This is a genomic window from Vibrio sp. NH-7 (genome assembly GCF_053643215.1).
The window spans coordinates 2927257-2940461 of the sequence record NZ_CM132187.1 but is presented as its reverse complement, the minus strand read 5'-3'; the positions used below and the strand labels follow the sequence as shown (position 1 = coordinate 2940461).

Here is a 13205-nt window from a genome sequence, read left to right as displayed (position 1 = left end):
TTGCTTGGCGACCATAGCGATTTGGACCCACCTGATTCCATGCCGAACTCAGAAGTGAAACGAATTAGCGCCGATGGTAGTGTGGGGCTTCCCCATGTGAGAGTAGGACATCGCCAGGCTTTAATTTCGACTTTGCTTATTTACTAAGCAAGTCACCATAAAGTTCTAAATTATTTTAGAGTTTTATGTTGACTTCAACAGTCAATCGCGTATTATACGCGTCCTGCTTAAGTGCTAAGGCACTGAAAGCAAAGCTCTTTAACAATATAAACCTATCAATCTGTGTGGGCACTCGTTGATGATAATCCAATTAGATACTTCGGTATCAAATTAGGTTTCAATGAAACGAAGTGACCATTGAATCTTCGGATTCAGCACAGTCAATTCAAACATTACTTTATGTAATGTTCAGTATTCATTGAGCCGAACAAAATCTTAAATTGAAGAGTTTGATCATGGCTCAGATTGAACGCTGGCGGCAGGCCTAACACATGCAAGTCGAGCGGAAACGAGTTAACTGAACCTTCGGGGAACGATAACGGCGTCGAGCGGCGGACGGGTGAGTAATGCCTGGGAAATTGCCCTGATGTGGGGGATAACCATTGGAAACGATGGCTAATACCGCATAATAGCTTCGGCTCAAAGAGGGGGACCTTCGGGCCTCTCGCGTCAGGATATGCCCAGGTGGGATTAGCTAGTTGGTGAGGTAAGGGCTCACCAAGGCGACGATCCCTAGCTGGTCTGAGAGGATGATCAGCCACACTGGAACTGAGACACGGTCCAGACTCCTACGGGAGGCAGCAGTGGGGAATATTGCACAATGGGCGCAAGCCTGATGCAGCCATGCCGCGTGTATGAAGAAGGCCTTCGGGTTGTAAAGTACTTTCAGCAGTGAGGAAGGCGGGTACGTTAATAGCGTGCTCGTTTGACGTTAGCTGCAGAAGAAGCACCGGCTAACTCCGTGCCAGCAGCCGCGGTAATACGGAGGGTGCGAGCGTTAATCGGAATTACTGGGCGTAAAGCGCATGCAGGTGGTTTGTTAAGTCAGATGTGAAAGCCCGGGGCTCAACCTCGGAATTGCATTTGAAACTGGCAGACTAGAGTACTGTAGAGGGGGGTAGAATTTCAGGTGTAGCGGTGAAATGCGTAGAGATCTGAAGGAATACCGGTGGCGAAGGCGGCCCCCTGGACAGATACTGACACTCAGATGCGAAAGCGTGGGGAGCAAACAGGATTAGATACCCTGGTAGTCCACGCCGTAAACGATGTCTACTTGGAGGTTGTGGCCTTGAGCCGTGGCTTTCGGAGCTAACGCGTTAAGTAGACCGCCTGGGGAGTACGGTCGCAAGATTAAAACTCAAATGAATTGACGGGGGCCCGCACAAGCGGTGGAGCATGTGGTTTAATTCGATGCAACGCGAAGAACCTTACCTACTCTTGACATCCTCAGAAGCTTGTAGAGATACGAGTGTGCCTTCGGGAACTGAGAGACAGGTGCTGCATGGCTGTCGTCAGCTCGTGTTGTGAAATGTTGGGTTAAGTCCCGCAACGAGCGCAACCCTTATCCTTGTTTGCCAGCACTTCGGGTGGGAACTCCAGGGAGACTGCCGGTGATAAACCGGAGGAAGGTGGGGACGACGTCAAGTCATCATGGCCCTTACGAGTAGGGCTACACACGTGCTACAATGGCGCATACAGAGGGCGGCCAACTTGCGAGAGTGAGCGAATCCCAAAAAGTGCGTCGTAGTCCGGATTGGAGTCTGCAACTCGACTCCATGAAGTCGGAATCGCTAGTAATCGTGGATCAGAATGCCACGGTGAATACGTTCCCGGGCCTTGTACACACCGCCCGTCACACCATGGGAGTGGGCTGCAAAAGAAGTGGGTAGTTTAACCTTCGGGGGGACGCTCACCACTTTGTGGTTCATGACTGGGGTGAAGTCGTAACAAGGTAGCGCTAGGGGAACCTGGCGCTGGATCACCTCCTTATACGATGATTATTGCGATGAGTGTTCACACAGATTGATGGTTTATGTAGTTTAAGAGATGGAACATCCCCCAAGATGTTCAACTTAGTGTCCCGTTCGTCTAGAGGCCTAGGACACCGCCCTTTCACGGCGGTAACAGGGGTTCGACTCCCCTACGGGATACCATTGGGTCGTTAGCTCAGTTGGTAGAGCAGTTGACTTTTAATCAATTGGTCGCAGGTTCGAATCCTGCACGACCCACCATTCTCTCCACGAGAATGAAAAAATAATGTGGGCGATTAGCTCAGTTGGGAGAGCACCTGCCTTACAAGCAGGGGGTCACTGGTTCGAGCCCGGTATCGCCCACCATTCTCTAAATGTTTTTGGATTAGGATTTCCAAACCACTTCAGTAAAACGTGTGTGGTTGGGGTTTTCGACCGTCTAAGAATCTTTAGAAAATGTATTTCTTCGGAAAACATAGCTCTTTAACAATTTGGAAAGCTGACAAAACAATCTTTTAAAGATTGTTTGTAAAGTTCTCAATGTTTGTCTTTAAGACAAACACCAAACAACACATTCAAGTGTTCTTGGAATTTGAGTCCGGCAAAATCGTGTCTGCACATGTATAAAAATGCAGGCAACTTTGGTTACTAACAAAGACCCTTTGGGGTTGTATGGTTAAGTGACTAAGCGTACACGGTGGATGCCTTGGCAGTCAGAGGCGATGAAGGACGTATTAACTTGCGATAAGCCCAGATTAGGTAGTAAAAACCATTTGAGTCTGGGATCTCCGAATGGGGAAACCCACTTGCATAAGCAAGTATCGTTATGTGAATACATAGCATAACGAGGCGAACCGGGGGAACTGAAACATCTAAGTACCCCGAGGAAAAGAAATCAACCGAGATTCCGAAAGTAGCGGCGAGCGAAATTGGACTAGCCCTTAAGCTTTACACGCGTTAGACGAACGGTCTGGAAAGTCCGACGATACAGGGTGATAGTCCCGTAGTTGACGATGTGTGTTCAGTGAAATCGAGTAGGGCGGGACACGTGATATCCTGTCTGAATATGGGGGGACCATCCTCCAAGGCTAAATACTACTGACTGACCGATAGTGAACCAGTACCGTGAGGGAAAGGCGAAAAGAACCCCTGTGAGGGGAGTGAAATAGAACCTGAAACCGTGTACGTACAAGCAGTAGGAGCACCTTCGTGGTGTGACTGCGTACCTTTTGTATAATGGGTCAGCGACTTATATTCAGTAGCAAGGTTAACCATCTAGGGGAGCCGTAGAGAAATCGAGTCTTAACTGGGCGTCGAGTTGCTGGATATAGACCCGAAACCAGGTGATCTAGCCATGGGCAGGTTGAAGGTTGAGTAACATCAACTGGAGGACCGAACCGACTAATGTTGAAAAATTAGCGGATGACTTGTGGCTAGGGGTGAAAGGCCAATCAAACCTGGAGATAGCTGGTTCTCCCCGAAATCTATTTAGGTAGAGCCTCGGACGAATACTACTGGGGGTAGAGCACTGTTAAGGCTAGGGGGTCATCCCGACTTACCAACCCTTTGCAAACTCCGAATACCAGTAAGTACTATCCGGGAGACACACGGCGGGTGCTAACGTCCGTCGTGGAGAGGGAAACAACCCAGACCGCCAGCTAAGGTCCCAAATTATAGCTAAGTGGGAAACGATGTGGGAAGGCTTAGACAGCTAGGATGTTGGCTTAGAAGCAGCCATCATTTAAAGAAAGCGTAATAGCTCACTAGTCGAGTCGGCCTGCGCGGAAGATGTAACGGGGCTAAGCTATAAACCGAAGCTGCGGCAATGACTTTAGTCATTGGGTAGGGGAGCGTTCTGTAAGCCGTTGAAGGTGTGTTGTAAAGCATGCTGGAGGTATCAGAAGTGCGAATGCTGACATGAGTAACGATAAAGGGGGTGAAAAACCTCCTCGCCGGAAGACCAAGGGTTCCTGTCCAACGTTAATCGGGGCAGGGTAAGTCGACCCCTAAGGCGAGGCCGAAAGGCGTAGTCGATGGGAAACGGGTTAATATTCCCGTACTTCTTACAATTGCGATGGGGGGACGGAGAAGGCTAGGTGGGCCTGGCGACGGTTGTCCAGGTTCAAGTGCGTAGGCTTGAGAGTTAGGTAAATCCGGCTCTCTTTAAGGCTGAGACACGACGTCGAGCACCTACGGGTGTGAAGTCATTGATGCCATGCTTCCAGGAAAAGCCTCTAAGCTTCAGATTGTAAGGAATCGTACCCCAAACCGACACAGGTGGTCGGGTAGAGAATACCAAGGCGCTTGAGAGAACTCGGGTGAAGGAACTAGGCAAAATGGTACCGTAACTTCGGGAGAAGGTACGCTCTTGACGGTGAAGTCCCTCGCGGATGGAGCTATTGAGAGTCGCAGATACCAGGTGGCTGCAACTGTTTATTAAAAACACAGCACTGTGCAAAATCGTAAGATGACGTATACGGTGTGACGCCTGCCCGGTGCCGGAAGGTTAATTGATGGGGTTAGTGCTTGCACGAAGCTCTTGATCGAAGCCCCGGTAAACGGCGGCCGTAACTATAACGGTCCTAAGGTAGCGAAATTCCTTGTCGGGTAAGTTCCGACCTGCACGAATGGCGTAATGATGGCCACGCTGTCTCCACCCGAGACTCAGTGAAATTGAAATCGCTGTGAAGATGCAGTGTACCCGCGGCTAGACGGAAAGACCCCGTGAACCTTTACTACAGCTTGGCACTGAACATTGACCCTACATGTGTAGGATAGGTGGGAGGCTTTGAAGACGGTACGCCAGTATCGTTGGAGCCGTCCTTGAAATACCACCCTTGTAGTGTTGATGTTCTAACGTTGACCCCTTATCGGGGTTGCGGACAGTGCCTGGTGGGTAGTTTGACTGGGGCGGTCTCCTCCCAAAGAGTAACGGAGGAGCACGAAGGTGGGCTAATCACGGTTGGACATCGTGAGGTTAGTGCAATGGCATAAGCCCGCTTGACTGCGAGAATGACAATTCGAGCAGGTGCGAAAGCAGGTCATAGTGATCCGGTGGTTCTGAATGGAAGGGCCATCGCTCAACGGATAAAAGGTACTCCGGGGATAACAGGCTGATACCGCCCAAGAGTTCATATCGACGGCGGTGTTTGGCACCTCGATGTCGGCTCATCACATCCTGGGGCTGAAGTCGGTCCCAAGGGTATGGCTGTTCGCCATTTAAAGTGGTACGCGAGCTGGGTTTAGAACGTCGTGAGACAGTTCGGTCCCTATCTGCCGTGGGCGTTGGAAGATTGAAGGGGGCTGCTCCTAGTACGAGAGGACCGGAGTGGACGAACCTCTGGTGTTCGGGTTGTGTCGCCAGACGCATTGCCCGGTAGCTAAGTTCGGAATCGATAACCGCTGAAAGCATCTAAGCGGGAAGCGAGCCCTGAGATGAGTCTTCCCTGACCCCTTGAGGGTCCTAAAGGGTTGTTCGAGACTAGAACGTTGATAGGCAGGGTGTGTAAGTGCTGTGAGGCATTGAGCTAACCTGTACTAATTGCCCGTGAGGCTTAACCATACAACACCCAAAGGGTTTTGTGGACTCGATGTAAGAACATTGAATGTGTATTAGAACTTACTCTTTATTAAGAGAAAGCAGCTTTCCGAATTTAAGAATTTGCTTGGCGACCATAGCGATTTGGACCCACCTGATTCCATGCCGAACTCAGAAGTGAAACGAATTAGCGCCGATGGTAGTGTGGGGCTTCCCCATGTGAGAGTAGGACATCGCCAGGCTTTAAATTATGGACACTTGCTTCATAGCGAGTACGCCACTGCGGAGTGGTAGTTCAGTTGGTTAGAATACCGGCCTGTCACGCCGGGGGTCGCGGGTTCGAGTCCCGTCCACTCCGCCACTTATCTAAGCCCTAGTCGAAAGACTGGGGCTTTTTTACGTTTTAGATTTCCGAAAATGCTGCACACTTTTTCGGGGCTGGAGTATTGGACCATCGAGCCTACCATTTATGGATAAGTGTCACTTGAAGCTACGGGACTTATCCATCTTCTTCCCAACATATACAGGGTCTGGAAGTATGGAAAACCACTCGCGATAAACATCCGATTACATCACAATATTTTTACTGCGCAATCTCTGGAACAACCATCCAAGCCCAACCAAGCTTGCTCCTAGCCCCAACATACTAATGGCTCGCCACAACCCTTCCAAGTTGGATGTATCAATCAAGAACACTTTGCACACCGCGACACCCAGAACGATCAGCCCCACTTTTTGTAGCCTTGTATCTGAACGTTGGGCGCCATTATAAGTGACTGTTGCACCGACAAAAATAAAGAGTGCCGTGTAGCTAAATAGCTCTGCCATGCTGGTTGGTGGATTAATGCTCATACTTCCCTCTTGCCAGAACTGGCGTATGGAATAAATGGCCCAAAGCCCAATTTGAATAGAGGACGCCCAGTAGAAATAAGCGGGCTCCAAAGGAGTCCTTAGTCTTTTACCTATAGTAATCGAGAGTAGTCCGGGCAGGAGCCAACCTACCGATAACCAGTTAACAATCGGTGTTGCCTCCCCAGAGATGTTCAAACCTAGCAAAGGCTGATAGACGGTGTTGAGTGCGACGCTCAAAGTGATGGCTATAGCCAGCATTATGTATGATGCATAAAGATACAAGTTTGCAGTAAAGCGCGCACTTCGAGCTTTTAGGCTATAGATGGCAAACATAGCCAAACTTTGGAGGGTGAATAAACTAACGGAACGAAAGTCAAAATCGGCTATGAAATTATAACTACCTAGTAGCAAGAAGTTCGATTGGCTAAAAATCAGTAAAGCGCCCAAATTGAGACAGGTGACTTCTAGCCACTGCTTTAAGTTGGGGGCAAGTGGTTGGAGTATCCTACCTGACAATTGGAGCAAGATAAGTGCCGGCAAAAAGCTTGTTACGAGCGTGATTGATTCAGGAATGCTTGTCGCCTGCCATGCTGGGACAAAGGGTAACAATGTAAGGCGTATAGTGAGCAGTCCAACAAGCCCTTTTATCAGCCATAGATTAGGTTCGAGGTGATCGAATCGGTACTGAGACGATGCAAGAAGCACCTGAATGGACACTGCTAGCGTAAACCAATCTGCAGGAAGCAAACAGTAGCATGCTGAGGCTATGATGAGATGCAATACGGTAGAAGATTCTTGTTGCAACTGCTTGAACTTATGGGAGCTAGCCACAAACCCTAGCCCCAGAATTAAGCTAAATGAACTCCATGTTTCCAACAAGTTCGAGTAATGAAGGTTAATGTAAAGCTGAGAGCCAATCAGCATGCACGGAAGTGATAAGAGGGCTAAACAATAGCTCGTTGGCTTCCGATCTCCCAGAAAGTACTGCCCTATGGTTCGAGTGCCAACTAAGAAAATAACACCTCCCGTAGCTATCCAGACCAGCTTTCCGTACGATTCATCGATTCCATTGGTGAGTGTCACGCTAATGTGTTCTGTGATTGCCATCGCAACTAAGGTGACTAGACTAAGCACTCGCGGAGCTGCACGGCTTTTCATCATTGGAAAAATGAGCAATGCCACAGGGAAAAGGAAAAGAAGAACGGCTTGAGGCTGGTTTATATCAATCCGAGCTAGTGTTAATGAGGTCACGAGTGCCAGCAAAGTAGCGGCGATGAGTGGGTGGTTGTAGACTTCTTTGACTCGGATTGGCTTTTCTAACCTCCAGCCTAGATGAGGAATAAAAATAAGCAGATAGACGGATACAGGAATAAATAAGACAAACCAGATTAACGATTGCTCTTGCGTGATATCGATGCTGATGAGAAGCAGCCATAGGACTTGGCCTGTGGTGACAGAACAGATTAACCAATGTGGTCGTATAAAGCGTCGTATCATTAAGCCTGCAGCGGTAATCGTTGTAATGTAAGCACTTAGTAATAGGTAGCTGGGATCCTCTCCTCCAATCCAAAGTGGCGCACTGTAGCCCCCAAATAACCCTAGGGCTATCATTAGTGGCCCCATACGCAGACTGAGTGCAATCGCAGCTATTGCTAGAATGCCTATTGCGGTGAGCGCGATAGGCGGGGGTATCAGTTGATAGACAATTGCACTGAAGCAGATGGTCGCGTAGAGACCGCTCATGCCCGTCGCATACAAAACTGCTGGAATGTAGGCATCTACTTTTGCATGGAATAGATGGCGCTCAGTCCTACCGATCTTATGATGCAGCCATTCTGCTGCGGCAAAAAAGATCAGAGAGATAGTTACTGCGAGTGCTGTGCGTGTAATCGGCGTAAGAATGAAGTTGCTGCCAATGGCTTGTACTAAGTAGCCAGCACCTATCACCATGGCGATCCCGCCAATCCAAATAAGCCAGTTCTTTTTTATGTGACTCAGGGTGTTATCAAACCATTCGGTTTTCGTGGTATCCACTTTTGCTACAGGCTTTGCTGCTCTTATGGCAGGCTCCACTTTTGCTCTAGGGAGAGGTACTTTTGGAGATTGATAAGATGGGGTGTCTTGTTGAGTGCTTTGCGCTTGTTTTTGAGGTTGACGAACACTGGCTAATTGTTCGAGCTCGTGAACTCGGCTTTCTAGTTTTATGATTTTTCTACAAGCCCATAGACTCATTAGTGGTGAAACCAAAATGACGATAATGAGAAGAAGACCTAGTAGCAATCCCACAAGTTCCATTGATGAGTCCTTTCAATAAGCAATGCCTATCTATAGTACTGAATCGCAGGTCTTTATTTTGCAACCCAAGACAGAAAACTTGCTTTGTTTACTGAGCATTAGCATATCGACTAGCCAAGCTAGCAGGTACAAAAAAACCGGCTCAGTGGCCGGCTTTGTTTGTCTAATAACTCTACGTTTGGACGAGTGTCAGCGCTTTTCGCGAGACTTCGTGTGCGGCTTTTGTGAGGTTCTGTTTCTCTAACGCATCAGCAAGGTAGGCATAGTCAGAGACATTGGGGCGCAGTGATAATGCCTTTTCTAAGTGCTGCTGAGCTTCGCTCCACTTTTCATTTCGAAGGTGGAATTGAGCCAGTGCGCTGTGTGCTTCTGCGTTGTTACCATCTTTGTTTAGGACCGTCTCTAAGAAGACAATAGCTGGATGGCTATCTGCTAGATTCATTTCTGGCAGCAGTGCGTAAAGCGAGGAATTTGGATGTTTCTTGATGTTCTCTTTGATTAGAGTAAAGGCCTCGTTATCCGCTTTTCTTGAGATCAACTGCTTTGCAAAACATTCGACCAGATGGCTATCACTTTTCAGCTTACGCGGTAAGTTGTTCCAATGGCTGACAAGGCCCTCGCTGCCTTTTTGTTCCGCAACTTCTGCCAACAAACCACATTGAGCACGCTGTGTTAGCTGAGCCTGCTCATCTTTACTGATGATCTTCGCTTTGACTAAGTTTGGTAGTGCATCCAGTAACGGTTGCCACAGTTTAAGTTCGATGTAGACCGACTTAAGCAAGTTGAGCACGATGGTGTTGGTAGGGTAGCTTGCTTTCAGTACGGTTAAGGTTTCGAGTGCCGCAGTGAAATCTGATTCGCGAACTTGTTGCTTGGCTCGTGTGAGTTCGACCGCCAAGAGCGAGTTTTCTTGCTGGGCGGCGAGTTCTAGGTAGCGATCGCGCTTGTCACTCTCTCCCATTCCTTGCGCAGCTTCAGACGCGACGAGATAACAGAGCAAAGGCATATCGTGGTGGTTTGCCCAACGGGTGACTTTCTTCTCCGCTAACTTAAAGTCGCCTTCGAGTAGCTTGATGATTCCCTCGTTCGTGTAGCGACGAGAACGACGCATCTTGCGAACGCTAAACCAGTTCCAGGTCGCGGAGCTTGCGGAAAGCGCTTTTTTGATAAAGAACTCTAAGGCAAACAGAGCGGCAAGGGCGGCAATGATAAAGATAACCAGTGTGGTGACACTCATTTCAATGGTTTTGTTTGCAATTGAGATCAGCACGTAGCCCTGCTGACCCGCATATTGTGTGCCGGCAAACAAGCCCGCTCCCAATATGACAAAGAGGAAAATGATACGAAACATTATTTCTCCTCCGTGATCAGGGTAGTGACTTCACGACGCAAGCGATCGCGAATGACATCAGACAACTGTTGCTGTGTCTCTAGCTTGACTGGGTAATCGACATGGATATTTTGCTTGCTCAAGCTTTCGAGCGTCTTATTAAACTCAATGACGCTGTTTGCATCTTGATTAAAGAATGTGCTCGACCATTTGTCTGCGGTGGTCAGTGCCGTTGAGTAGATTTCTTGCTGTTCAACGTAGACTGCCTTAATTGCGGTTTCGAGCTTCGCCTTGATGTTCTCTTTCAAGTAGAAGTGCTGTTGAGGTGAAAGTAGTGGGATTACGTTGCCATCTCGAGTTCGGAAAGTGATGAAGTTCTCGGAAAAATCTTTTAGCGAGGTCATCAAGTTATCCTGCCAATCGTAGATATCTTCAGATACTTTACGTTGCTCGACTTGCTGAGCTTCGGGTAGCAGGGCGTTCGCTAACGGCAGTTGATCGACTTGTTGTTGAAGGGAGGTTAAACGTAGGACCAAACCTTCGCGGTCGATCAACGGAATCGACTTGAGTTTCGTGATGTCATTGGCCATCGCTTTGCGCAGTGGCACTAAACTTGGGTCGTTCAGTGCCGCGATACGTTGGTCCGCGCTTTCCATCAGTTTGGTAGCGCTAACGGCATCATGCTCGAGGAACAATTTGCGTCCTGCTAGTTTTACGAGGTAGTCGGCTTCAGCCAATAGCCAATCATTTGGACGGCGTCCTTTCACATCAGCGATGGCTAGTTGTAAGCTCTCGATACTCTTCTGCTGTTGCTCAAGCACTGTTTCTGCGCGGTGAGTAATCTCAGTTGCTTGTGCAATTGCAGCTTGCTTGGTGGCGCTGAGGTCTTGTTCAATAGAGGTTTGAGTTTGGCTGAGCTGCTTTTGCAAAGCATCAATTTGCGCTTGATACTGTGCATTTTTCTGCTGCATATAAAAGGTTAAACCGCCACCGAAAATAAGTGACAAAATGATCGCAACCGTACCGAGTTTTACTCCGCGTTTGCCTTGCTTTTCTTCAAAAACAGGCGCTTCTTCTTGCTTTGGCTCGGCTGGCGCTGCGCTGCTTTCATTTGGCGTCTGTGTAGATTCCGTCGCTTCAATGTTTTCCTTTTGAGCGGCTTCGTCTTTCACAGAGTTGTTTTCTTTCTCAGGTTCAATGTGATCGTTTTTATTTTTACTTGTCATTGTTTATTGTCCTGTTGTCGTTGACCTTAGAGCAGCCAACAAATCTTTATTTGAAGCACTATGGGTATTGATAACCTTTTCGAACCCTAACTTCAGTGCCTCTTGTACAATGCGTTCACTGGGTACAAAGAGTTGCAACCCACAGAGCCATACCCGTTGTGAGGCGGATAGCTGATCAACAAAATGGCATAGCTGACCTGAACTGGTGATGACTAACTGTGTAATTTGCTTATCTTGCCAGATTGGAACCAGTAAATCTGAGCGGAAAGTAATGTTTTCTCGCTTATAGGTTTCGACATAGTCTACCTTGGCACCGCGCTCTATGAGTGTGTCATAAATGAGTTCTCGCCCACCATTGCCTCGTAGAATGACAACCTTTTTACCTTTCACTCGGGAAAGCATGTCCAGCAGCAATAGATGCTCACTGTCTCCAATCTGCGGATAGTGTACTTTTTGTTGCGTAACTTTGCTTAAAACATGTGCAGTTTTTTGACCAACGGCAAGGTAAGTGACGCGATCTGGCCATACTTGGTTCTGATATTGAAGAGCTTGATGGCTAAAGGTCACCGCATGTTGACTGACCGCAATCACGATTTCACACTCTGCCAAGTGGTCAGGGAGAGTCGGAAGTTCACTTCCGGGCTGGATAGAGATAATTGGATGATGCAGGGCTGTTATCCCTGCATCATGGAGCTGTTGGCATAAGGCGTGGCCCTGCTCACCAGGTCGGGTGACCAAAACTGCCATGTCGATTACTCGTGATCAGCGTAGAGCTTGGTCAGAATTTCGCGGGCACCGTTGTCAAGCAACTGATTTGCCAAGGTGACGCCTAAGTTTTCTGCGTCAGCTCGCGCGCCTTTGATTTCACCGCGGACAATCTCTGAACCATCAGGCTCGCCAACCAGAGCTCGCAACCAAATCTCATCACCGTCTAGTAGTGCGTAGCTGCCGATCGGAACTTGACACCCGCCTTCCAGCGTTAGGTTCATTGCGCGTTCGCATAACACGCGATCGGCTGTGTCTTGGTGATTTAATGGCTCTAGGAGTTTGATTAGGCGCTCGTCATCGAGGCGACACTCGATGCCAACGGCACCTTGTCCTACCGCGGGTAGGGATTGCTCAGGTTCAATAAAACTACGAATGCGTTCTTCAAGTTCTAAGCGTTTCAATCCCGCTGCGGCGAGAATGATTGCGTCGTATTCTCCGGCATCAAGTTTTCCTAAACGCGTGCCTACATTGCCTCGTAGCTCTTTGATGACCAAGTCTGGTCGATACTCTTTAATCTGACATTGACGACGTAAGCTACAGGTGCCGACAACCGCTCCGTGTGGCAGTTCGTCAATGTTGTTGTAGGTGTTGGAGACAAAAGCGTCGCGTGGGTCTTCTCGTTCACAAATCGTGACTAGCCCAAGACCTTCTGGGAAGTCTACTGGAACATCTTTCATCGAATGGACTGCTAAATCAGCACGACCTTCTAGCATGGCGACTTCAAGCTCTTTGACAAATAGACCTTTGCCCCCCACTTTCGCTAACGGTGTATCAAGAATGATGTCACCTTTCGTTACCATCGTTACTAACTCTACTTCAAGGCCTGGATGAGCGGCTTGTAGAGCGTCTTTTACAAAGTATGCTTGCCATAGTGCGAGAGGACTTTTTCGTGTAGCGATACGAATTGGAGAAGATTGAGTCATGATGTTCTGCTAGTGGTTTTAAATAATGCTTAATCCTACCACTGTACGTTGAAAAGTATTACTGCAATCTCGCGAGGAGGGAGGATGGTAAGCGAGCTAGCATAAAATCATCAAAAGAGTGTGATTAATGTCTCGTTTGTATGATTCGCTATTATAATTAACTTAGGTTCCGTACCACACTAATGCCACAGTGGTTAATGACGGATTATAATGTCGATTCGATCGTACAATTCTTTACCAATACAAATAAAAGTGTTAGATTGATCACATTTCAGCGGTGCTTTAGAACGCTTTTTGTTCAGG

At 48.2% G+C, this 13205-nt stretch carries 5 protein-coding genes, 4 tRNA genes and 4 rRNA genes; 8 read left to right on the top strand and 5 right to left on the bottom strand.

Going from position 1 to position 13205, the window contains the following annotated elements; translation table 11 throughout:
- The first annotated feature begins 3 nt into the window (after positions 1–3).
- The 8 genes from rrf (ACUALS_RS13685) (at position 4) to ACUALS_RS13650 (ending at position 5869) form a co-directional block, all read left to right on the top strand.
- Positions 4–119, top strand: a 5S ribosomal RNA gene (gene rrf / locus ACUALS_RS13685).
- A 318-nt stretch (positions 120–437) separates the two neighbouring features.
- Positions 438–1989 (top strand): 16S ribosomal RNA (locus tag ACUALS_RS13680).
- Positions 1990–2077: 88 nt separating this feature from the next.
- Positions 2078–2153, top strand: a tRNA-Glu gene (locus ACUALS_RS13675).
- A 2-nt stretch (positions 2154–2155) separates the two neighbouring features.
- Positions 2156–2231: transfer RNA gene (locus tag ACUALS_RS13670), tRNA-Lys, on the top strand.
- Positions 2232–2260: 29 nt separating this feature from the next.
- Positions 2261–2336 (top strand) — tRNA-Val (locus ACUALS_RS13665).
- Positions 2337–2644: 308 nt separating this feature from the next.
- Positions 2645–5532: ribosomal RNA gene (locus ACUALS_RS13660) — 23S ribosomal RNA — on the top strand.
- A 102-nt stretch (positions 5533–5634) separates the two neighbouring features.
- Positions 5635–5750: ribosomal RNA gene (gene rrf / locus ACUALS_RS13655) — 5S ribosomal RNA — on the top strand.
- Together the 16S, 23S and 5S rRNA genes with 4 tRNA genes alongside form the textbook arrangement of a ribosomal RNA operon.
- Before the next feature lie 42 nt (positions 5751–5792).
- A tRNA-Asp gene (locus tag ACUALS_RS13650) sits at positions 5793–5869 on the top strand.
- Positions 5870–6075: 206 nt separating this feature from the next.
- Here the strand turns inward: ACUALS_RS13650 and ACUALS_RS13645 are convergent.
- The 5 genes from ACUALS_RS13645 to hemC all read right to left on the bottom strand — a co-directional run bounded on the left by ACUALS_RS13645 (position 6076) and on the right by hemC (position 12902).
- Positions 6076–8655 carry a DUF2339 domain-containing protein gene (locus tag ACUALS_RS13645; RefSeq protein WP_454448531.1) on the bottom strand — a complete coding sequence of 860 codons (2580 nt, stop codon included), beginning with the start codon at positions 8653–8655 and terminating at the stop codon, positions 6076–6078.
- A gap of 172 nt (positions 8656–8827) precedes the next feature.
- Positions 8828–10006, bottom strand: coding sequence for a heme biosynthesis HemY N-terminal domain-containing protein (locus ACUALS_RS13640; protein WP_454448530.1), 1179 nt, complete (start codon positions 10004–10006; stop codon positions 8828–8830).
- Positions 10006–11211 carry a uroporphyrinogen-III C-methyltransferase gene (locus ACUALS_RS13635; protein WP_038140649.1) on the bottom strand — a complete coding sequence of 402 codons (1206 nt, stop codon included), beginning with the start codon at positions 11209–11211 and terminating at the stop codon, positions 10006–10008. Before ACUALS_RS13635 ends, ACUALS_RS13640 begins: the two co-directional genes overlap by 1 nt.
- Before the next feature lie 3 nt (positions 11212–11214).
- The gene (locus ACUALS_RS13630; RefSeq protein WP_454448529.1) at positions 11215–11958 is read right to left on the bottom strand and encodes a uroporphyrinogen-III synthase; all 744 of its coding nucleotides are present in this window, start codon (positions 11956–11958) and stop codon (positions 11215–11217) included.
- A 5-nt stretch (positions 11959–11963) separates the two neighbouring features.
- Entirely contained in the window at positions 11964–12902 is a 939-nt protein-coding gene (gene hemC / locus ACUALS_RS13625) for a hydroxymethylbilane synthase (protein ID WP_454448528.1), read from the bottom strand.
- Positions 12903–13205 lie beyond the last annotated feature (303 nt).